This window comes from Streptomyces sp. NPDC048514 (assembly GCF_043199955.1).
GTDB lineage: Bacteria > Actinomycetota > Actinomycetes > Streptomycetales > Streptomycetaceae > Streptomyces.
Genome location: NZ_JBICWT010000016.1, coordinates 201,333 through 221,442, shown reverse-complemented (window position 1 = coordinate 221,442; position 20,110 = coordinate 201,333). Strand labels below are relative to the sequence as shown.

21 protein-coding genes are annotated in these 20,110 nt (G+C 71.4%); 8 read left to right on the top strand and 13 right to left on the bottom strand.

What is annotated here, in order from left to right; translation table 11 throughout:
* Positions 1 to 348: 348 nt before the first annotated feature.
* Complete coding sequence (locus tag ACGFT2_RS31945) at positions 349 to 999, bottom strand: DNA-3-methyladenine glycosylase (RefSeq protein WP_393285141.1); 651 nt, start codon at positions 997 to 999, stop codon at positions 349 to 351.
* A gap of 101 nt (positions 1,000 to 1,100) precedes the next feature.
* On the opposite strand from ACGFT2_RS31945, the gene ACGFT2_RS31940 reads away from it, so the two are divergent.
* From ACGFT2_RS31940 to ACGFT2_RS31930, 3 genes are all read left to right on the top strand, one after another.
* Positions 1,101 to 1,883 carry a sporulation protein gene (locus ACGFT2_RS31940; protein ID WP_393285139.1) on the top strand — a complete coding sequence of 261 codons (783 nt, stop codon included), beginning with the start codon at positions 1,101 to 1,103 and terminating at the stop codon, positions 1,881 to 1,883.
* Between the two features lie 45 nt (positions 1,884 to 1,928).
* On the top strand, positions 1,929 to 2,468 hold the full coding sequence (locus tag ACGFT2_RS31935; protein ID WP_393285137.1) for a YbhB/YbcL family Raf kinase inhibitor-like protein: 540 nt from the start codon (positions 1,929 to 1,931) through the stop codon (positions 2,466 to 2,468).
* A gap of 165 nt (positions 2,469 to 2,633) precedes the next feature.
* Positions 2,634 to 3,140 (top strand): HNH endonuclease, encoded by a 507-nt coding sequence (locus tag ACGFT2_RS31930; RefSeq protein WP_393285134.1) that lies wholly within the window; start codon positions 2,634 to 2,636, stop codon positions 3,138 to 3,140.
* A gap of 163 nt (positions 3,141 to 3,303) precedes the next feature.
* On the opposite strand, the gene ACGFT2_RS31925 is transcribed toward ACGFT2_RS31930, so the two are convergent.
* The 3 genes from ACGFT2_RS31925 to ACGFT2_RS31915 form a co-directional block, all read right to left on the bottom strand.
* Positions 3,304 to 4,278, bottom strand: coding sequence for an SPFH domain-containing protein (locus tag ACGFT2_RS31925; RefSeq protein ID WP_393285131.1), 975 nt, complete (start codon positions 4,276 to 4,278; stop codon positions 3,304 to 3,306).
* Positions 4,279 to 4,389: 111 nt separating this feature from the next.
* Positions 4,390 to 4,821 (bottom strand): NfeD family protein, encoded by a 432-nt coding sequence (locus ACGFT2_RS31920; RefSeq protein ID WP_393285128.1) that lies wholly within the window; start codon positions 4,819 to 4,821, stop codon positions 4,390 to 4,392.
* A 71-nt stretch (positions 4,822 to 4,892) separates the two neighbouring features.
* The gene (locus tag ACGFT2_RS31915; RefSeq protein WP_393285126.1) at positions 4,893 to 5,690 is read right to left on the bottom strand and encodes an ABC transporter ATP-binding protein; all 798 of its coding nucleotides are present in this window, start codon (positions 5,688 to 5,690) and stop codon (positions 4,893 to 4,895) included.
* Between the two features lie 150 nt (positions 5,691 to 5,840).
* On the opposite strand from ACGFT2_RS31915, the gene ACGFT2_RS31910 reads away from it, so the two are divergent.
* Entirely contained in the window at positions 5,841 to 6,629 is a 789-nt protein-coding gene (locus ACGFT2_RS31910) for a hypothetical protein (RefSeq protein WP_393285123.1), read from the top strand.
* Between the two features lie 149 nt (positions 6,630 to 6,778).
* On the opposite strand, the gene ACGFT2_RS31905 is transcribed toward ACGFT2_RS31910, so the two are convergent.
* From ACGFT2_RS31905 to ACGFT2_RS31895, 3 genes are all read right to left on the bottom strand, one after another.
* Positions 6,779 to 7,024 (bottom strand): chaplin, encoded by a 246-nt coding sequence (locus ACGFT2_RS31905; protein WP_353605341.1) that lies wholly within the window; start codon positions 7,022 to 7,024, stop codon positions 6,779 to 6,781.
* Between the two features lie 168 nt (positions 7,025 to 7,192).
* On the bottom strand, positions 7,193 to 7,834 hold the full coding sequence (locus tag ACGFT2_RS31900; RefSeq protein ID WP_393285120.1) for a response regulator: 642 nt from the start codon (positions 7,832 to 7,834) through the stop codon (positions 7,193 to 7,195).
* The gene (locus ACGFT2_RS31895; RefSeq protein WP_393285117.1) at positions 7,827 to 8,996 is read right to left on the bottom strand and encodes a GAF domain-containing sensor histidine kinase; all 1,170 of its coding nucleotides are present in this window, start codon (positions 8,994 to 8,996) and stop codon (positions 7,827 to 7,829) included. Before ACGFT2_RS31895 ends, ACGFT2_RS31900 begins: the two co-directional genes overlap by 8 nt.
* A 580-nt stretch (positions 8,997 to 9,576) precedes the next feature.
* On the opposite strand from ACGFT2_RS31895, the gene ACGFT2_RS31890 reads away from it, so the two are divergent.
* The gene (locus ACGFT2_RS31890) at positions 9,577 to 10,296 is read left to right on the top strand and encodes a transglycosylase SLT domain-containing protein (protein WP_393285115.1); all 720 of its coding nucleotides are present in this window, start codon (positions 9,577 to 9,579) and stop codon (positions 10,294 to 10,296) included.
* Positions 10,297 to 10,371: 75 nt separating this feature from the next.
* Here ACGFT2_RS31890 and ACGFT2_RS31885 read toward each other — a convergent pair whose 3' ends face one another.
* The gene (locus ACGFT2_RS31885; RefSeq protein WP_393285112.1) at positions 10,372 to 12,939 is read right to left on the bottom strand and encodes an FHA domain-containing protein; all 2,568 of its coding nucleotides are present in this window, start codon (positions 12,937 to 12,939) and stop codon (positions 10,372 to 10,374) included.
* Between the two features lie 241 nt (positions 12,940 to 13,180).
* Here ACGFT2_RS31885 and ACGFT2_RS31880 point away from each other — a divergent pair, with 241 nt between their 5' ends.
* Positions 13,181 to 13,801: a streptophobe family protein gene (locus ACGFT2_RS31880; RefSeq protein WP_393285109.1), complete on the top strand. Its 621-nt coding sequence runs from the start codon at positions 13,181 to 13,183 to the stop codon at positions 13,799 to 13,801.
* Between the two features lie 819 nt (positions 13,802 to 14,620).
* Positions 14,621 to 15,829, top strand: a complete 1,209-nt coding sequence (gene serB / locus ACGFT2_RS31875) for a phosphoserine phosphatase SerB (protein ID WP_393285106.1) — start codon at positions 14,621 to 14,623, stop codon at positions 15,827 to 15,829.
* A gap of 284 nt (positions 15,830 to 16,113) precedes the next feature.
* Here the strand turns inward: serB and ACGFT2_RS31870 are convergent, their stop codons facing one another.
* The 4 genes from ACGFT2_RS31870 to ACGFT2_RS31855 form a co-directional block, all read right to left on the bottom strand.
* Entirely contained in the window at positions 16,114 to 16,632 is a 519-nt protein-coding gene (locus ACGFT2_RS31870) for a SixA phosphatase family protein (RefSeq protein WP_393285103.1), read from the bottom strand.
* A 77-nt stretch (positions 16,633 to 16,709) separates the two neighbouring features.
* Positions 16,710 to 16,916 carry a hypothetical protein gene (locus ACGFT2_RS31865; RefSeq protein ID WP_393285100.1) on the bottom strand — a complete coding sequence of 69 codons (207 nt, stop codon included), beginning with the start codon at positions 16,914 to 16,916 and terminating at the stop codon, positions 16,710 to 16,712.
* Between the two features lie 171 nt (positions 16,917 to 17,087).
* A complete protein-coding gene (locus ACGFT2_RS31860) occupies positions 17,088 to 17,207 on the bottom strand; it encodes an SGM_5486 family transporter-associated protein (RefSeq protein ID WP_276209447.1) in 120 nt (39 codons plus the stop codon).
* A gap of 206 nt (positions 17,208 to 17,413) precedes the next feature.
* Positions 17,414 to 18,799: a CynX/NimT family MFS transporter gene (locus ACGFT2_RS31855; RefSeq protein ID WP_393285097.1), complete on the bottom strand. Its 1,386-nt coding sequence runs from the start codon at positions 18,797 to 18,799 to the stop codon at positions 17,414 to 17,416.
* An 82-nt stretch (positions 18,800 to 18,881) separates the two neighbouring features.
* On the opposite strand from ACGFT2_RS31855, the gene ACGFT2_RS31850 reads away from it, so the two are divergent.
* On the top strand, positions 18,882 to 19,574 hold the full coding sequence (locus ACGFT2_RS31850; RefSeq protein ID WP_393285094.1) for a FadR/GntR family transcriptional regulator: 693 nt from the start codon (positions 18,882 to 18,884) through the stop codon (positions 19,572 to 19,574).
* Here ACGFT2_RS31850 and ACGFT2_RS31845 read toward each other — a convergent pair.
* On the bottom strand, positions 19,552 to 19,902 hold the full coding sequence (locus tag ACGFT2_RS31845) for a hypothetical protein (protein WP_393285092.1): 351 nt from the start codon (positions 19,900 to 19,902) through the stop codon (positions 19,552 to 19,554). The genes ACGFT2_RS31850 and ACGFT2_RS31845 overlap by 23 nt on opposite strands.
* Positions 19,903 to 20,110 lie beyond the last annotated feature (208 nt).

Sequence of the window (20,110 nt, the reverse complement as noted above, 5' to 3'; positions counted from 1 at the left end):
GATCTTTCCGATCCGATTTCCTCGGTGCTTTCCAGGTTCTCGCTTTCGCGTTTCCCTTTCCGGCGGTTCCGACTCTATCAGATCCTTTCGGCGTCCGATTCCCGGTCGGCGGGATTTGTCTGGGGCTTTCGGCTTTCGCCTGTCGGCCTTTCGACATTCACTACGTTAGCCGATTCTCCCGGCGACTCATAATCGAGTCCCGCGGGTTCGAATTCGGGCACGCGGGCGCGCCGGAATCGACCCCGCTGAAGGGGTGTAGCTAGGTAGTGGGTTGGCCGCTCCGGCTGCAGGCGATCGCCGTACCCGGTTCAGCGGCTCGGGATACATTACGCACCTCCCCGGGGCTCGTCAACTTCGTCGGCGCCGCGGCACGTGCGCGCGATAGGGGCTGACGGTCGGATCGTCGGCCACCCAGAAGCGCCAGGGATGGAGGTCGCCGCTTCCGCCCTCGCCGGCGACGCCGGTCCGCGGGCCGCTGCGTACCTGGTCGGGCGGGGTGGGCGCACCGCTCAGCATCCTCAGGGGGGTCTCGCCGGAGGCGCACGCGTCCGTGCCGTCCAGGGACCGGTCGACCTCCAGCGCCGTGGCGAGTCGGGCCGGACCCTTGGCCAGTTCCCTGTCGTTGCGGGCCGAAAGTCGTCGTTTGCGGGCCAGTTCGGCGCCCTCCACGACCTCCCCCGCGCGGAGCAGAACGGCGCTCGCCCGGCCCTCGGGCCCGCAGACGAGGTTCATGCAGTGCCACATGCCGTAGGTGAAGTAGACGTACACGTGTCCGGGCGGGCCGAACATCACCGCGTTGCGGGCCGTGGGTCCGCGGTAGGCGTGCGAGCCGGGGTCGTTCGGGCCGTCGTACGCCTCGACCTCCGTGAGGCGGAGCGCGATGGGACCGTCGGGTGTCGTCCGGACCAGGATGTGCCCGAGGAGATCGGGGGCGACCTCCAGGACCGGGCGGTCGAAGAAGTCACGGGACAGTGGCGTACGGTCCGGGGGCGCGATCATGCCGTCCGAGGGTAGTCCAGACGGGTCACCGTCCCGGCGGAACCGGCCGGGGGCGGATCGCGTTTGTACGGGGCGAGGGTCCATTCGTAAAGGGAGAGTCAATGGCGTTCAAGAAGCTGCTCGCGAGCCTCGGTGCCGGTGGGGCCTCGGTCGAGACGGTGCTCACCGAGGTCAACGTCGTACCCGGTGGGGTCGTGCAGGGTGAGGTGCGGATCCAGGGCGGGTCCGTCGACCAGGACATCGAGGGTCTGTCCGTGGGCCTGCAGGCAAAGGTCGAGGTCGAGAGCGGTGACCAGGAGTACAAGCAGGACATCGAGTTCACCAAGGTGCGGCTCGGCGGCGCCTTCCAGCTGCGTGCGGGTGCCGTCCACGCGGTGCCGTTCGGGCTCGAGATCCCGTGGGAGACGCCGGTCACGATGATCGACGGTCAGACGCTGCGCGGGATGAACATCGGTGTGACCACCGAACTCGAGATCGCGCGGGCCGTCGACTCGGGCGACCTGGACCCGATCAACGTCCACCCGCTGCCGGCGCAGAAGGCCATCCTGGACGCCTTCATCCAGCTGGGCTTCCGCTTCAAGAGCGCGGACATGGAGCGCGGTCACATCCGCGGGACGCGGCAGCGGCTGCCCTTCTACCAGGAGATCGAGTTCTTCCCGCCGTCGCAGTACCGGGGGCTGAACCAGGTCGAGCTGAGCTTCGTCGCCGACGAGCAGGCGATGGACGTCATCCTGGAGATGGACAAGAAGCCGGGGCTCTTCAGCGAGGGCTCGGACACCTTCCGCTCCTTCCAGGTGGGTCTGAACGACTGGCAGGGGACCGACTGGGCGGCCTACCTGAACCAGTGGCTGTCCGAGGTCGGCAGCAAGCGCAACTGGTTCTAGGCTCGGGAACCACTGATTCCAGTCATCGATCCAGGAGGTACCGAGGTGACCGAGCTCAACCGGCGGCCGCTCCCCCACGACTTCCATCCGCCCGTGCCGTCGTTCACGGTGACGAGCGAGGACATCGAGGAGGGTGCGACGCTCAAGGGCGACCAGGTCCAGGCGGAGGGCAACACCTCGCCGCAGTTGCGGTGGGAGGGTTTCCCCGCGGAGACCAAGAGTTTCGCCGTGACCTGCTTCGACCCCGACGCGCCGACCGGCAGCGGGTTCTGGCACTGGGTCCTGTTCGACATCCCGGCCTCGGTGACGGAGCTGCCGGCCGGCGCCGGCGGCGGCAAGTTCCAGGGGCTGCCCGAGGGCGCCGTGCACGCGCGGAACGACTACGGGTCGAAGGACTTCGGCGGTGCCGCCCCGCCGCCCGGCGACGGCTCGCACCGGTATGTCTTCACGGTGTACGCGGTGGACCAGGAGAAGCTCGGTCCGGACTCGGACGCCTCTCCGGCCGTCGTCGGCTTCAATCTGCGGTTCCACACGATCGCGCGCGGCCGGCTCATCGGTGAGTACGAGGTCCCCGCCCAGAGCTGAGAGCACTCTGTTTCAGCCGAGCGTTCATTGAACGTTTGCCCGCCTCCGGTCTTGGAAGTGATCGGGGGCGGGCATTTTTTATTGCGTTGTCCATCTCGGCGCGCCCGTCCAGAGTTGATCCAAGCCCGCCGGGGGGTGGGCGGACGCACACGGGAGGTGGGCTGGATGCGGGACACGCTGGTGCTGAACGCGAGCTTCGAGCCGCTGTCGACGGTGACGCTGAACCGAGCCGTCGTTCTGGTGTTGCAGGACAAGGCCGTCGTCGAGCAGGCCCATCCCGAACTGCGGATGCGCGGTGCCGAGGTGGACATACCCGCGCCGCGGGTGATCAGGCTGTGCCGCTATGTACGGGTGCCGTTCCGAAGACAAGCGCCGTGGTCGAGGCGGGGCGTGCTGGTCCGGGACCGGCACCGGTGCGCTTACTGCGGGCGCAGGGCCACCACCGTGGACCACGTGCTGCCGCGGTCGAAGGGTGGGCAGGACACGTGGCTGAACACGGTGGCCGCGTGTGCGGAGGACAATCACCGGAAAGCGAACCGGACTCCGGACGAGGCCGGGATGGCGCTGCTGCGCGCTCCGTTCGAGCCGACGCCGGCCGACGCGATGCTGCTCGCGCTGGGGCATGAGGACTTCGCGGCTCTGCCGGGCTGGCTGGTGGGGGAAGCCGCCTGACCGTGGGCCGTGGCGCCCTGTTCGGGTGGCCGGCGCGGATTGTGTCCGGCCCGCGGGTCGTGTCCCGCCCGCGGGTGGTTTCCGGACCGCTGGTCGTGTCCCGCCCGTTGGTGGTTTCCGGACCGCTGGTGGTCCCCCGGGCCCCCTCAGGGCGGAGGAACCCTCAGTCGATGCTCGGCCTCTCGCGGCGCTCGCTGCCGGGGGTGCCGTTGTGCTGCGGCGGGACGGTGCCTCCGTTGCCCTGACCGCCACCGCCGCCGCCCAGCGGACCGAAGTTGCCCATCGCGCCGGAGAGGCCCTTGAGGGCGTCTCCGATCTCGCTGGGGACGATCCAGAGTTTGTTGGCGTCGCCTTCGGCGATCTTCGGGAGCATCTGCAGGTACTGGTAGGACAGCAGCTTCTGGTCCGGGTCGCCCGCGTGGATGGCCTCGAAGACCGTGCGGACGGCCTGGGCCTCGCCCTCGGCGCGCAGGGCGGCCGCCTTGGCCTCACCTTCGGCACGCAGGATCTGGGACTGCTTCTCGCCCTCGGCGGTGAGGATGGCCGCCTGGCGCGTGCCTTCGGCGGTGAGGATCGCGGCGCGCTTGTCGCGGTCGGCGCGCATCTGCTTCTCCATCGAGTCCTGGATGGAGGTGGGCGGTTCGATGGCCTTGAGCTCGACGCGGTTGACGCGGATGCCCCACTTGCCGGTGGCCTCGTCGAGGACGCCGCGCAGCGCCGCGTTGATCTCCTCGCGGGAGGTCAGGGTCCGCTCGAGGTCCATGCCGCCGATGATGTTGCGCAGGGTGGTGACGGTGAGCTGCTCGATGGCCTGGATGTAGCTGGCGACCTCGTAGGTGGCGGCCCGTGCGTCGGTCACCTGGTAGTAGATGACGGTGTCGATGTTCACGACCAGGTTGTCCTGGGTGATCACCGGCTGGGGCGGGAACGGTACGACCTGTTCGCGCAGGTCGATGCGGTTGCGGATGGTGTCGATGAACGGAACCACGATGTTCAGGCCCGCGTTCAGCGTCCGCGTGTAGCGGCCGAAGCGCTCGACGATGGCGGCGCTGGCCTGCGGGATGACCTGGATGGTCTTGATCAGGGCGATGAAGACCAACACCACCAGAATGATCAGGACGATGATGACCGGTTCCATCGTGTTCCCCGTACCTCTCTCCGCCTCGGCGTCTTCGGCAGGACTCGTGGCTGCTGAAGATCTTGCTGGTCGAGTCTGACAGACCGTCGCCCAACTCGTGGGCCGGATACCTCAGATGACGATCGCGGTGGCTCCTTCGATGTCCACGACGTCCACCTCCTGGCCCACTTCGTAGGCGCTGCCGTTGTCGAGGGCGCGGGCCGACCAGACTTCTCCGGCGAGTTTGATGCGGCCGCCGGAGCCGTCGACCCGTTCGAGCACGACGGCCTGTCTGCCCTTCAGGGCATCGATGCCGGTGGCGAGTTGGGGGCGCTGCCTGTCGTGGCGGGCCGCGATGGGCCGGACGACGGCGATGAGGGCGACGGAGACGAGGACGAAGACGAGGACCTGGAGGACGACGCCGAGGCCGAGGCCGGAGGCGATCGCGGCCGCGACCGCTCCCACCGCGAGCATGCCGAACTCGGGCATGGCGGTGACCACCAGGGGGATTCCGAGGGCCGCCGCGCCGACGAGCCACCACACCCATGCGTCGATGTCGTTCACACGGTCATGGTAGGACCCCGGTCCGGCGGCGGACAGGGCGCGAAGGGGAGCGGGGCGGGCTCGGGCCGGGGTCAGGACAGGGGCAGGCCCTGGGCGGTCCAGCGGTCGCCGACCTGCTCGACGACGAGCGGAAGTCCGAAGCAGAGGGAGAGGTTGCGGGAGGACAGCTCGAGTTCGATCGGGCCCGCGGCGAGGACCTTGCCCTGGCGGATCATGAGGACGTGGGTGAAGCCGGGGGCGATCTCCTCGACATGGTGCGTGACCATGATCATCGAGGGGGCGATGGGATCGCGGGCGAGTCGGCCGAGGCGGCGGACGAGGTCCTCGCGGCCACCGAGGTCGAGGCCGGCGGCGGGCTCGTCGAGCAGGAGCAGCTCGGGGTCGGTCATCAGGGCGCGGGCGATGAGGGTGCGCTTGCGCTCGCCCTCGGAGAGGGTGCCGAACCTGCGGTCGAGGTAGTCGCTCATGCCGAGCCGGTCGAGGAAGGCGCGGGCGCGCTGCTCGTCGACGTCCTCGTACTCCTCCTGCCAGCCGGCGGTCATGCCGTAGGCGGCGGTGAGCACCGTCTGCAGGACGGTCTGGCGCTTGGGGAGCTTGTCGGCCAGGGCGATGCCGGCCATGCCGATCCGGGGGCGCAGCTCGAAGACGTCGGTGCCGGGCTTGCCGAGGGTCTCGCCGAGGACGGTGGCGGTGCCCTTGCTGGGGTAGAGGTAGCTGGAGGCGACGTTCAGCAGGGTGGTCTTGCCGGCGCCGTTGGGGCCGAGGATGACCCAGCGCTCGCCCTCCTTCACCGACCAGGAGACCTGGTCCACCAGAGCCCGGCCCTCGCGGACCACGGATACGTCCTGAAGCTCCAGAACATCGCTCATGAGCGCGTTGTCTCCCCTTGCAGTGTGGCCGGTCGCGGCTGTCGCGTACGCCTGTGGCTCGGTCCGCCGCGCCTGTGGGCGCAGCCCATATGAAATCTACGCCACGAGTCTCCCGCTCCATTCCATCGGTCCGGTCCTTAGGGTGGGGGCATGCTCTCGGAACCGCGTTCAGGACGCCTTGCAGCTTGGGGAAATGCCCTTTTCGCCGGACTTGTCTCGCCGGATGACGCCGCTCTCGCCGTCGTGGGCGAGGACGCGGTGCACCGGGTGGAGGGGCTGCCCGACGAGTCCGCGCCGGTCGGGCTCACGCTCGCGCTGGGCCGGCTGCGGGCGCTGGGGGTGACCGGTCTGCGCGTCGCGCTTCCGGCGCCCGGTCATCCGCTGGGGCTGAGCGGGCCGCCGGAGTTCAATGCGCGCGCGCTGGCGGCCGAGGAGGCGGTGGTCTGTTTCGGTGCCCCCCTCGGGCTGGTGCCGGCGGTGCACGAGGCCGGGCCGGAGGGCGATGTGCACGCCGAGGTGATCTGGCACGTGCTGCCGGTGCGGGAGGCGCCGCCGGCCGATGTGCCCTCGCTGGGCGAGGCGGAACGGGAGCTGGCGGAGGCGCTGCGGGAGGCGACCGAGATGCTGGCGAAGCTGGATGTCGCCGGGTCGGGTCCGGTGGCCCAGGCGGCGATCGAGGCGTACCGGGCGCGGGCCGAGCGGGGGCGGGAGGTGCTGGCGCCGGGGTACCCGCCGCGTGCGGTCCGGGTGTTGGAGCTGGCGCAGCGCGTGGGCCTGCTGGTGTCCATGGCGTACGACCACGGGCACGGCGGTGCGGTGAGCGCTTCGGAGATGGCGGCGCGGGGGGCTGCGCTGCGGCCGGTGGAGCGGACGGCCCGGCGGGCGCAGGTGGCGGCCTTCAACTCGATCGTGGAGGAACGGGAGCGGGGGGTGCGCTGACCGGCCGGCCGCCCCCGCCGGGGGGTGCGCTGACCGGCCGGCCGCCCCCGCCGGGCGCCGTCGCCGTACGCCGGCTCGACGCCGGGTCACGGGGAGACCTCAGGCCCTCCGGCGTACCCGGAAGGCCTGAGGTCGATGCCGGCTGAGCCTCAGTGGTTGACGCCGAGGTTGCCGAAGACCGGGTTCAGCACGCCGATGACGCTGACGCTGTTGCCGACCGCGTTCACCGGGACGTGCACCGGGGCCTGGATGACGTTGCCCGAGACGACCCCCGGGGAGCCGTGGGCCTCGCCGGCCGCCTTGGCACCGTCCGCGGCGGAGGCCAGGCCCGCGCCGGCGGCCACCAGTCCACCGGCCACCATCGTCACGGCCGCCGCCTTCTTCAGGTTCTTCACTTTCAACCCCTCCTGGACGCTCACCACGGCGGTTCGCCGTGGCACGCACTGGAGAACGGTGGAGATCGCCGGAGGATGCGCCATCCGGGTGACATTCCCACGACGGTATGAATCTCAGTCCGGACCGGAACTCCCCGGACCGCCGTGGGTGGCCCCGCGCAGGACGTCTCAGCTGGTCGCACCGTGGCGGACGGCCCACAGTGCGGCCTGGGTGCGGTCGGCGAGGTCGAGCTTCATGAGGATGTTGGAGACGTGCGTCTTGACGGTCTTCTCGGACAGGACGAGCGCACGGGCTATCTCCCGGTTGGAGCGGCCGTCCGCGATCAGGCCGAGCACCTCCCGCTCCCGCTCGGTGAGCGAACCCCCTCTGCCCTGGCCGGAGTTGCCCTCCTCCTGGGAGAGCAGGGCGCCGGCGACCTCGGGCTGGAGCAGGACGTGACCCGCGTGCACGGAGCGGATGGCACCGGCCAGGGCGTCGGGGTCCACGTCCTTGTAGACGTATCCGGCGGCGCCCGCGCGCAGCGCCGGGACGACCGTGCGCTGCTCGGTGAAGCTGGTGACGATCAGCACGCGCGCGGGGTTGTCGAGTTCGCGGAGCCTGCGCAGGGCCTCGATGCCGTCCATGCCCGGCATCTTGACGTCCATCAGGACGACGTCGGGCCGCAGCTCCTCGGCGCGGGCGACCCCCTCGGCGCCGTCGGCGGCCTCACCGACGACCTCGATGTCGTCCTGTACCTCCAGGAAGGTGCGCAGACCCCGGCGGACGACCTGATGGTCGTCGACCAGGAGCACCCTGATCGCTTCATCCACCGGGGACCTCCATCTCGATCGTGGTGCCCTTGCCGAGCGCCGATTCAACGGTCAGCGAGCCGCCGACCCCGCTCGCCCGGTCCCGCATGGAGACCAGGCCCAGGTGCCGTCCGGCCCGGCGGACCGTCTTCGGGTCGAAGCCGCTGCCGTCGTCGGTGACGCGCAGGACGGCCCCGCAGCCGCGCCGTCGCACGCTCACGTCGACGTGTCCGGCGCCGGAGTGGCGCAGGGCGTTGTGCAGGGCCTCCTGGGCGACCCGGAGCAGGGCCTCCTCCTGGGCGGCGGGCACGGCACGGAACCCGGTGCCGGTGAAGGTCACGCGCGCGCTGTGGGCGCGGTCGAGGACCTGGGTCTGGGCGCGCAGGGTGGCGATCAGGCCGTCTTCGTCCAGGGCGGCCGGCCGCAGCTCCACGACGGCGGCCCGCAGCTCGTCGACGGCCTCGGCGGCGAGCGCGGCGACCTGGTGCAGTTCGCCCTTGGCGCGGGCGGGGTCCCGGTCGACGAGGGCGGCCGCAGCCTGGGCGGTCAGGCGCAGGGAGAAGAGCTTCTGGCTGACCGCGTCGTGCAGCTCGTGGGCGAGGCGGGAGCGTTCCTCCGCGATGGTCAGTTCGCGGCTGCGCTCGTACAGGCGCGCGTTGGTGAGGGCGATGGCGGCGTGCTGGGCGAGGAGGTCGAGCAGGTCCTCGTCCTCCTGTGTGAAGCCGCAGCCTCCGTCCGGCTTCGGACACGGAGCGTGGCCCCCTGCGGGGCGCAGTTTGTTGGCGAGGAAGAGCGTGCCGAGCACCTCGTCCCCGTCGCGGATGGGCACGCCCAGGAAGTCGGCCAGGTCGGGGTGGGCGGCGGGCCAGCCCTCGAAGCGGGGGTCCTTGCGCACGTCGGCGAGGCGCTCGGGCCGGGCGTCGTGCAGCATCGCGGCGAGGATGCCGTGCTGGCGGGGCAGCGGGCCGATCGCCTTCCACTGGGCGTCGCTGACGCCGTCCACGACGAACTGGGCGAAGCCGCCGTGGTCGTCCGGGACGCCCAGGGCGGCGTACTCGGCGTCGAGCAGCTCGCGGGCGGAGGCGACGATCGTCTTGAGGACGTCGCGCACCTCCAGGTGCCTGCTCATGGCCAGCAGCGCGGAGCTGACCGCGGCGAGGCCGGACCGGGGGCCTTGACTCATGTTCCTCACGGTACCGGCGGGGTGTGACAGCGCGGATCGGCCCGGTGACGGCCGGCACTCGGCCGCTGGACCTAGGTCCGTCGCCGTAGTCCGCCGCCGCTCGCGCGAGGGCGGTGGGGCCGGCCTTGTTCATGGCGGGGTCGGCCGTGTGCATGGCGGGGTCGGCCTTGTTCATGAGGAGGTGCCGGGCGCCGTCTGCCTGTGGCAGGAGGGCGCCGCCGTGGGTCTCGTCCTTCCGGAGGAGAACCCTCACGCAGAGCATTGCAACGGCAACTCGGGGTGAGACCAGCTCCGGTCCGGTGTGAGCCCGCGCATAGGGCGCACATCACGTACGAAAGTGCATAGGAGATAAACCGCCCCATATGAACGGGACAGACAGCCCACTCTGTCCCGATTTGCCCTTCCCTGATCCACTACCGGGGATCGTACGTCACACCTTTGCCACAGGATTTTGCGCCCGCTAAGAATTGCTCTCGTCGCTCAGCGCCGTGGGTTCTTCCCCGCGGCGTTCGTGTGGGAGGAACCGAGTCCCCCGGCGGACGCAGGAGCGACCTCCGCGCTACAGAAGAGGTCTTCAGCCATGCCTAAGAACATCCTCAGCCGAGCTAGTCGTAACGTGACCAAGCAGCACAAGATCGCCGTCGCCGGCGTCGCCGCCCTCGGCACCGCCGCGATCGCCTTCTCGGCCGTTCCCAGCAACGCCCAGACGGTGACCACCGGTGCCCCGGCCACGACCGCCCAGGTCGCCACCGGCACGGCCCTGCAGCACGTCAAGGGCACGGTCACCGACCAGCTCGCCACCCAGACGGTCAAGCTCGACACCCTCGCGGCACAGAAGAAGGCCGTGGACGAGGCCGCCGCGAAGAAGGCCGCCGTCGCCGCCGCGGTCAAGAAGGCCGCGCAGGAGCGCGCCGCCCAGGCCACCGCGAGCCGTTCCGCCAAGCGCGTCGCGATGCAGCCGGTCGCCGCGAAGAGCTACTCGAACAACCTCGACGGCTGGATCCGCCAGGCCCTGGACATCATGAAGTCCAAGGGCATCCCGGGCAGCTACCACGGCCTGCACAAGAACATCATGCGTGAGTCGTCCGGCAACCCGATGGCCATCAACAACTGGGACATCAACGCCATCAACGGCATCCCGTCCAAGGGTCTGCTGCAGGTCATCCCGCCGACCTTCAAGACGTACCACGTCCCCGGCACCTCGTGGAACATCTACGACCCGGTCGCCAACATCACCGCCGCCGCCAACTACGCTGCCGACCGCTACGGCTCGATCGACAACGTCAACAGCGCGTACTGAGGGTCGGCGCGGACCTCTGAGTAACGCGGAAGGGCGGCACCCCTCGGGGGGTGCCGCCCTTCGCGTCGTACCGCGTTACTTCCGCATGACCTCCGGCTCGTGGCGGCGCAGGAAGCGGGCCACGAGGAAGCCGCAGGCCACACCGAGCGCGATCAGCGCGACCATGTCCAGACCCCAGGCCGAGACCGCGTGGTCCCACAGCGGATCGGTGCTCGTCGGGTCGTCGGTGTTCGGCGCGATGTTGTTGAAGTCCAGCGTGCTGCCGGCCGCGGCCACCGCCCAGCGGGACGGCATCAGGTACGAGAACTCGTTCACGCCCAGCGTGCCGTGCAGGGTGAAGAGGCATCCGGTGAAGACGACCTGGATGATCGCGAACATCACCAGCAGCGGCATGGTCTTCTCGGCGGTCTTGACCAGCGAGGAGATCACCAGGCCGAACATCATCGAGGTGAAGCCCAGCGCCATGATCGGCAGGCACAGCTCGAACAGGGTCGAGCCGCCCAGGACGAGCCCCTCGGCGGGGATCTCACGGCCGGCGAAGCCGATCAGGCCGACCATCAGGCCCTGCAGCACCGTGACGGCGCCGAGCACGACCACCTTGGACATCAGGTACGCCGAGCGGGACAGGCCCGTCGCGCGCTCCCGCTCGTAGATGACCCGTTCCTTGATCAGCTCGCGGACCGAGTTCGCGGCACCCGCGAAGCAGGCGCCGACGGCGAGGATCAGCAGGACGGTGGTGGCCGTGCCGTTCGGGACGTGGAGGCCCGTCTTCGGGTTGACCGCCGCGTTCACCAGCAGACCCTTGTCGCTGTCGATCAGCAGGCTGACCGCGCCGAGGACCGCGGGCAGGATCACCGTCAGCGCCAGGAAGCCCTTGTCCGAGGCGATGACCGAGACATAGCGCCGGATCAGCGTCATCAGCTGCGATCCCCAGCCCTGCGGCTTGGGCGGCCTGATGGCCTGCGGCGGCGGCATGTGCACGGACTGCGGGGCGACCGCGTCGATGTCCGCGGCGTACATCTGGTAGTGCTGCGAGCCCTTCCAGCGACCCGCCCAGTCGTAGTCGCGGTAGTTCTCGAAGGCGGAGAAGACGTCGGCCCAGCTGTCGTAGCCGAAGAAGTTCAGCGCCTCCTCCGGCGGGCCGAAGTAGGCGACCGCACCGCCCGGCGCCATCACCAGCAGCTTGTCGCACAGCGCCAGCTCGGCCACCGAGTGGGTGACGACCAGGACCGTGCGGCCGTCGTCGGCGAGGCCGCGCAGCAACTGCATGACGTCGCGGTCCATACCCGGGTCGAGACCGGAGGTCGGCTCGTCCAGGAAGATCAGCGACGGCTTGGTGAGCAGCTCCAGGGCCACCGAGACCCGCTTGCGCTGGCCACCGGACAGGGACGTGACCTTCTTGTCCTTGTGGATGTCCAGCTTCAGCTCGCGCAGCACCTCCTCGATGCGCGCGTCGCGCTCCTGCCCCGTGGTGTCGGCCGGGAAGCGCAGCTTGGCCGCGTACTTCAGGGCTTTCTTGACGGTCAGCTCCTTGTGCAGGATGTCGTCCTGCGGGACCAGACCGATGCGCTGCCGCAGCTCGGCGAACTGCTTGTACAGGTTCCGGTTGTCGTAGAGCACCTCGCCCTCGTTGGCGGGGCGGTAGCCGGTGAGCGCCTTGAGCAGCGTCGACTTGCCGGAGCCGGACGGGCCGATGACCGCGATCAGCGACTTCTCCGGGACGCCGAAGGAGACGTCCTTCAGGATCTGCTTGCCGCCGTCGACCGTGACGGTCAGGTGGCGTGCGGAGAAGGAGACCTCACCGGTGTCGACGAACTCCTCGAGGCGGTCGCCGACGATCCGGAAGGTGGAGTGGCCGACGCCGACGATGTCGCTCGGGCCGAGCAGCGCCGAACCGCCCTTGGCGATCGGCTGGCCGTTGACGTACGTGCCGTTGTGCGAGCCGAGGTCGCGGATCTCCAAGCGGCCGTCGGGGGTGGCGTGGAACTCGGCGTGGTTCCGGGATACCTGCAGGTCGGAGACGACCAGCTCGTTCTCCAGGGCACGGCCGATGCGCATCACGCGACCGAGTGAGAACTGGTGGAACGTGGTCGGGCTGCGGTCGCCGTGGACCGGCGGCGCCCCCGCGGCACCACCGGGGATCTTCTGTGCGTACTGCTCCGCGGGCCCGGTCTGCTGCGGGAATGCGGGCGCCTGCTGCGGCTGCTGCCAGCCGGGCTGCGGCGCCTGCTGGTGGGCGGGCGCCTGGTGCGCCGGCGCCTGCTGATGGGCCCAGCCGGGAGCCCCGGCGCCCTGGGCCGCGTACGGCGCCGCCGCCTGCGGCTGCCGGCCGGCCTCGCCGACGGCGGCCGTGGCCGCGGCCAGATCCAGCCGCGGCCCGTCCGTCGCGTTGCCGAGGTGCAGCGCCGAGCCGGGCGCGATCTCCACCCGGTGGATCCGCTGCCCCTGCACGAACGTGCCATTGGTGCTGCCGTGGTCCTCGACGACCCAACTGCGGCCGTCGAAGCTGACCGTGGCGTGACGCCAGGAGACCCTGGCGTCGTCGAAGACGACGTCACCCTGCGGATCCCGGCCGAGGGTGTAAGGCCTGGACGGATCGAGCGTCCAGGTACGTCCATTTGATTCCAGTACGAGTTCCGGCACTCCATGCCCCACTGAGTTGTCCCCCGAATTACCCCCAACACAGGGAGTCTAGGGATGTCGAACATCGTGGGGAACTATTTCAGGCTCGGCCCTCTGACCGAAACCCGGGCCTTGCCGTGCGGGCCCGGGTGCGCTCCGGCTCGCCCCGTTGACGGGGTTGAAATCGGGCCGGAGAGTGGTATTCCCACGCGAGGGGGACAAGTGCGGCTGTGTCGCCGGGTCATGGATCCGGGGGTCTGCCATGAGCGCTGCCACGGGCGCCGAAACCGCGCGGCACGGTACGAGGTTGCCCTGGACGGACATCGCGCTGTCCGCGATCGCCGCGGTGAGCTGGGCGTTGATGGGGATGGCGGGCACGGCGGCGCTCGGACTGCACCTGCTGCGGGCCGACGCACCGGCCTCACCGGGCCCCCTGACGGCGGCCGTTGTGGTCCTGGGGGCGAGGGGTTCGGTCGTGCCGTCCGGCGATGTGTCCGCTTTCGGGATGAAAGGGGCCGAGGCACACAGCGCCGTCGAGATCACGCCACTCGGGGTGAGCCTGGTCGGGGCGCTGCCGCTGTCGTGGTTCTTCCTACGGTCCCTGCGCACCGCCGGAGTTGTGATCGCGCCCGCCGAACTCCTCGCGCGTGCGGGCACGGTGGTCGTGCTCTTCGTGGCGATGCTGGGCGGACTGGCCTGGGCGGACTGGCCTGGGCGGGCCACGACGTCGTCACCATCGACGGCGGCGCGCTCCGCCCGGAACCATCTGCCGGGCAGGGGCGGCGAGGGGGGCGGCGGGCCGAGCATGCCCGGCCTGGGGGGCGGCGGGCCCGGCATTCCCGGTCTGGGGGGGGCGGCGGCCCGGCATTACCGGTCTGGGTGACCTGGGCGGGCTGCTGCCGGACCGGGTCGGCGATCTGACCGACGCCAAGCGGCGGTCGGCATCACCGTGGACACGTCGGCGACGCTCCTGGGCGGGCTCGGCTGGTGCGCGCTGACCTGCGGGAGCGGGGGCCGGGGGCCGGGGGCCCTGAGCGGACCTGCGGGAGCGCGGGGGCGGGGCCCTGAGCGGACCTGCGGGAGCGCGGGGACGGGGCCCCTGCGCGGACCTGCGGGAGCACGGGGACGGGGCCCCTGCGCGGACCTGCGGGAGCGCGGGGGCGGGGCCCCTGCGCGGACCTGCGGGGGCGGAGAGAAACGTGGAGGGCGGGAGCGCGGTGGCCGGGGACGTGGGGGCCGGCGGCCTGGGTGGGCCGTACTCGCCCAGGCCGCCGTATCAGCCGCCCGGCCCCGGGACGAATCCCTACCTCCAGGTGTCCGAGGGGGTACGCCTCCCGGCGCCCGGGGAACTGCGGGACGCGCCGACCCCCGCTGCCGACGACGATCTGTACGGCGCCCCGACCATCGCCCGGCCGCTCGATCCCGCTCCCCCACCGCCACGACGCCGTCGCTCTTCGCGGTCGGGCGACCCCTCGCCGGGACCGGAAGCCTCCACATGGCCTCCCCCGCCCCCACCCCCGCCCCGGCACCCGAAGGGCGGCGGGTGAGGGCGGCCAGCTGAGACATCCCGCGTGCAGGCAGGTGGGCGGGGTGTCTTCATGGCTGCAAGATCCCCGACACCGCACCGACATCCACTGTTCGGTGTCCGTCAGGCGGACCTCGGCGGCGTGAGGCACTGGGTGCCGGATACGGTGGTGACACCATGAGCGCTTCGCAGACCTCTGAGGGCCCCACTCTCCTCGTCAAGATTTTCGGCAAGGACAGGCCGGGCATCACGGCCGGCCTCTTCGACACCCTGGCCGCCTTCTCCGTCGACGTGGTCGACATCGAGCAGGTCGTCACCCGGGGCCGCCTCGTGCTGTGCGTGCTGGTCACCCCTCCGCCGGCCGGCCTCGAGGGCGATCTGCGGGCGACCGTGCACAGCTGGGCCGAGTCGATGAAGATGCAGGCGGAGATCATCTCCGGGCACGGCGACAACCGGCCGCGCGGCCACGGGCGGTCCCTGGTGACCGTTCTCGGGCACCCGCTCACCGCCGAGTCGACGGCCGCCATCGCCGCCCGCATCGCGAAGGCCGGCGGCAACATCGACCGTATCTTCCGGCTCGCCAAGTACCCGGTGACCGCGGTGGAGTTCGCCGTATCCGGTGTGGAGACCGAGCCGCTGCGCACGGCGCTGGCCTCGGACGCCGCGGCACTGGGTGTCGACATCGCGGTCGTCTCGGCGGGCCTGCACCGGCGCGCCCAGCGGCTGGTGGTCATGGACGTGGACTCCACGCTCATCCAGGACGAGGTCATCGAGCTGTTCGCCGCGCACGCCGGCTGCGAGGACAAGGTCGCCGAGGTGACGGCCGCCGCGATGCGCGGGGAGCTGGACTTCGAGCAGTCGCTGCACGCGCGCGTGGCGCTGCTGAAGGGGCTGGACGCCTCGGTGGTGGAGAAGGTGCGCGAGGAGGTCCGGCTGACCCCGGGCGCCCGCACCCTGATCCGCACCCTGAAGCGGCTCGGCTACCAGGTGGGCGTCGTCTCCGGCGGCTTCACCCAGGTCACCGACGATCTCAAGGAACGGCTGGGGCTCGACTTCGCCCAGGCCAACACGCTGGAGATCGTCGACGGCCGGCTGACCGGCCGGGTCACCGGGGAGATCGTGGACCGGGCGGGCAAGGCGCGGCTGCTGCGCCGGTTCGCCGCGGAGGCCGGGGTGCCGCTGTCGCAGACGGTGGCGATCGGTGACGGCGCCAACGACCTGGACATGCTGAACGCGGCTGGGCTGGGCGTGGCCTTCAATGCCAAGCCGGTGGTCCGCGAGGCGGCGCACACGGCGGTGAACTTCCCGTTCCTCGACACGGTCCTCTATCTGCTCGGTGTCACCCGCGAAGAGGTCGAGGCGGCAGACACGCACGACGAGGGCTGAGCGACCGCCCGCACGTCGGTGCTCGCACCGGCCGGCGCCGCACGCGCAAGGGCCCGCCGCCGGGTGCGCACGTGTCCGGCCCCGGCCGCCGGGGAGGCGGTGTGCGGCAGCTCGGCACCCCGTGCGATGACCGCGGTACGAGGACCGGGCACCCGGCGCGGGGCGGAGTGTGCGAGTACCCCGCACCCGGTGCGGTGCGACCCACCCCGCACCCGGTGCGGTGCCGGGTCCTCGGCGTGCCGCGGCGCCGCCGCGCAGGGCGGCCACCGCGTGTCACCGAGGGGTCACTCGGAGGGGGCCCAGTAGTCCGTGAGGGTGGCCGTGCCCGGCTCCAGGGCCTTCCAGGGGCCCTCGAAGGACAGCAGGGCGAAGGCCGCGGCGGGGAAGCCACGCCGGTTCATCCGGTCGCGGGCGTCGCCCTCGGCGGAGCCGGCGAGGATCTCGGCCAGTCCGTGCACGCCGGGGTTGTGGCCGATCAGGATCACCTTCCGCACGTCGTCCGGGATCTCGTTGAGCACGGCGATCAGCTCGCCGGGCGAGGCCTCGTAGACCCGCTCCTCGTAGACGGTCTTCGGCCGGTGCACCAGTTCGTGGACGGCGAGCTTCCAGGTCTCGCGGGTCCGGACCGCGGTGGAGCACAGGGCCAGGTCGAAACTGATACCGGTGTCGGCCAGCTTGCGGCCGGCGATCGGGGCGTCCTTGCGGCCCCGCTCGGCGAGCGGGCGCTCATGGTCGGACACCTGGGGCCAGTCGGCTTTGGCATGCCGGAAGGGAACGATCAGGCGGGGTTCTGCGGCGCTCATGCAATCCAGCTTCGCATGAAACAGGCCAGGTGGTGCAGGGAGTTGGCATGCGGGTCACCCCCTGAGAGGGCTCCGTGTCAGCGAGCGAGGAGCTGGTGGGCACGTTCGAACACGTGAGAGATCGCCGGGTCGCCGCTCGCCGCGTGGGCGTCCGAGGGATTCAGTATCAGCGCGAGCAGCGCGACGAACGCGAGCGCGGGCAGGGCGAGGGCCCACCAGGGGAGCCGGATGTCGACGCCGCCCGTGGTCGCCGGGTGGGGCCGGGAGGGGGTCCGGGCCGGCATGATCGCCTCCGTGGGTCTTCGAGCGGGTTCGTGACCGCCACGCGCGGTCACATCTCGAAGCTACGGACCGGCGGGCCGCCAACCCATCCGGAAGTCCACCCAGTTGACCCTGACCCTGGCCCCCTAGGGGATGGTGGTGTCAGCCCCACCATCCGCCCTCGGGGGCGTCCGTCACGGGGACGCGATGATCGCGATGATCGCGATGATCACGAAGATGGCGAAGAACGAGCCGAAGACGAGCAGCATCTTCTTCTGGCCGTTCTGCGGGTTCGGGTCGAGCACAGGCTGCATGCGCCCAGTCTCGCACCCCGCGGCCCAAGGGCTCCGCCGGGGTCGGCCCGACACGCCCGGCAGGTCCGGCAGGTCCGCCACGCCCGGCAGACCCGTCACGCCCGCCACGCCCGGCAGATCCGGCAGTCCCGGCCGCCCCGGACAGCCCACTCCGCCCGGCCGCCCCCGCACGGCCGAGGCCGCCCGGATGAGCCACGTCGGCCCGGTCAGCCGGACAGGCCCGCTGCCTCGTCCTCCACCGTCCGGTCGCGGCCCGCCAGGACGCCCACGGCCATCTGCGGCAGCATCAGGCACGCCATCAGGGCGATCGGCAGTCCCCAGCCGCCGCTCTGCTGGTACAGCACGCCCACCAGCAGCGGGCCGGGGATGGAGAGCAGGTAGCCGGTGCTCTGGGCGAACGCGGACAGCTGGGCCACGCCCGGACCGCTGCGGGCCCGCATGCCGACCAGCGTCAGGGCCAGCGGGAAGGAGCAGTTGGAGACGCCCAGCAGCAGGGCCCAGGCCCAGGCGCCGCCGGCCGGCGCGAAGTACAGGCCGGCGTATCCGGCGAGTCCGCAGACGCCCAGCACCAGCACGATCGGGCCCTGGTGGCTGAGCCGGGTGGCGACCCGGGGGATGACGAAGGCCAGCGGCACGCCCATCACCATCGTGACGGCGAGCAGCAGGCCTGCGGTGCCCGCCGGGACTCCGGCGTCCCGGAAGATCTGCGGCATCCAGCCCATGGTGATGTAGGCGGCTGTGGCCTGGAGGCCGAAGAAGACGGCGAGCGCCCAGGCGGTGCGGCTCCGGGTGATGCGCAGCGGAGCGTGCTGTTCCGCCGCGTCGCACGCCGGTTCCCGTCGCTGCGCGGGCGCGGCGCCTTCCCGTCGCTGCGCGGGCGCGGGCGCCGGTTCCCGTCGCTGCGCGGGTCCGGCGCCGCGGTCGCGGACCAGGGGCAGCCACGGCAGGACGGCGGCCGCGGCAATGATCGCCCAGACGGCGAGGCCGGACCGCCAGTTGCCGCCCATGGCGCCGGTCAGGGGGACGGTGACCGCGGCGGCGAGGGAGGTGCCGAGGGCGAGGGCCATGGAGTACAGGCCGGTCATGGAGCCGACCCGGTCGGGGAACCAGCGCTTGACGATGACCGGCATCAGCACGTTGCTCACGGCGATGCCCATCAGGGCGAGGGCGCTGGCGGCCAGGAACCCGGCGGTACCGCCGACGTACGGGCGTATCAGCAGGCCGGCGGCGATGGCGGCCATGCCGGCGCACACCACGGCGGCCGGTCCGAACCGGCGGGCCAGGCGGGGCGCGGTGACGCCGAAGACCGCGAAGCACAGCGGTGGCACGGAGGTGAGCAGGCCGGCGACGCTGCCGCTCATGCCGAGCCCGTCGCGGACCTCCTCCAGGAGCGCCCCGAGGCTGGTGATGGCCGGGCGGAGGTTCACCGCGGACAGCACGATGCCGACGACGACCAGTCGCGTCGCCCACGCCCGCGTGCGGCCCGCGCCGGAGGTGGTCTCGGGTGCGTGCGTCGCGGTGGCGGCCGTGTCGCGGTCGGTCGGTGACATCGCCGTACGGGTATCCACTGTCCGGGTTTCCTCACTAGCCATGAAACCCATCATAGAATCATGGGATGATTGGTTGTCCATTCCCGGGCCTGCGCTGCCCGGGCCGCCCGTGCGAAGGTGGGCCATGCCGCTGAGCCACCCGCGCCGTTCGGCGCTGTCCGAGCAGGTCATCGCCGAACTGCGTCATCAGATCACCACCGGCGAATGGCCGGTCGGCTCGCGCATTCCCACCGAGCCGGAACTGGTCGAGCAGCTGGGAGTCGCCCGCAACACCGTCCGCGAGGCGGTCCGCGCTCTGGCGCACAACGGCCTGCTGGACATCCGCCAGGGCTCCGGCACCTACGTCGTCGCGACGAGCGAGCTGGCCGGCGTGATGCAGCGCCGCTTCGCCGACGCGGACCCGCGGCATATCGCGGAGCTGCGCTCCACCCTGGAGTCGGCGGCCGCGCAGCTGGCCGCCGAGCGACGCACGGAGAAGGACCTCAAGCAGCTGGACGCGCTGCTGGCCCGTCGCGAGGAGGCCTGGGGGACAGGCGACGCGGAGGCCTTCGTCACGGCCGACGCCACCTTCCACCTGGCCGTGGTGGCCGCCTCCCACAACGACGTCATGACGGCGATGTACGCCGACCTGGGTGAGGTGCTGCGGGACTGGCTGCGCGCGGACGTGGGCGCGGAGCTGACGCCGGAGACGCACATGGACCACACGCGGCTGGTGGACGCGATCCGCGCCGGGGACCCGCAGGCAGCCGCCGGGGAGGCCGCGAGCTATCCGTTCCTGTGCCGGCCGGACAGGTTCAGCGCTCCTTCTGGTGGCTGACCCAGGCCGATTCGACGTCCTTCCAGCACCGGCCGGCGAGTCGTACGGTGCTGGCGGGCCCGGCGTCCACCGGGGCGCTGTCGGTGTCGATGTCCCACCAGCGGGCGCACTCGATGTGCAGCCGGACGCGGTCCGTGTCGACATAGGGGTTGTGGCAGTAGGCCACGACGTGGGAGCCGCTCACGTTCGTTCGGCATGCCGCGCCGAACAGGTCCGGCGCGGGGGGTTCCCCGTCGTCCGCGCGCGCGTGGGCCATCGCGTCATACGGGAGGGAGAGCACGAGGGCCACGGCCACGGTCACCGGGGCCAGGCTGCGGGACAGGCGCACAAGGGACCTCCTCGGCCGGGCTGCGGAGGGAAATCGTGCGGTGAGCGTGTAATCCAGGATCCGCCGTCGGAGGGACGGGGGCCCGGCCGGTGAGCCGAACGGGTGACATCGGCAGAGGGGTCGCCACAGCGGCCGAGGCCCGCACCCAGAGGGGTGCGGGCCTCGGTCCGTCAGCCGGTGCGCCGGCCTGCCGGTCCGCGCTCACGCG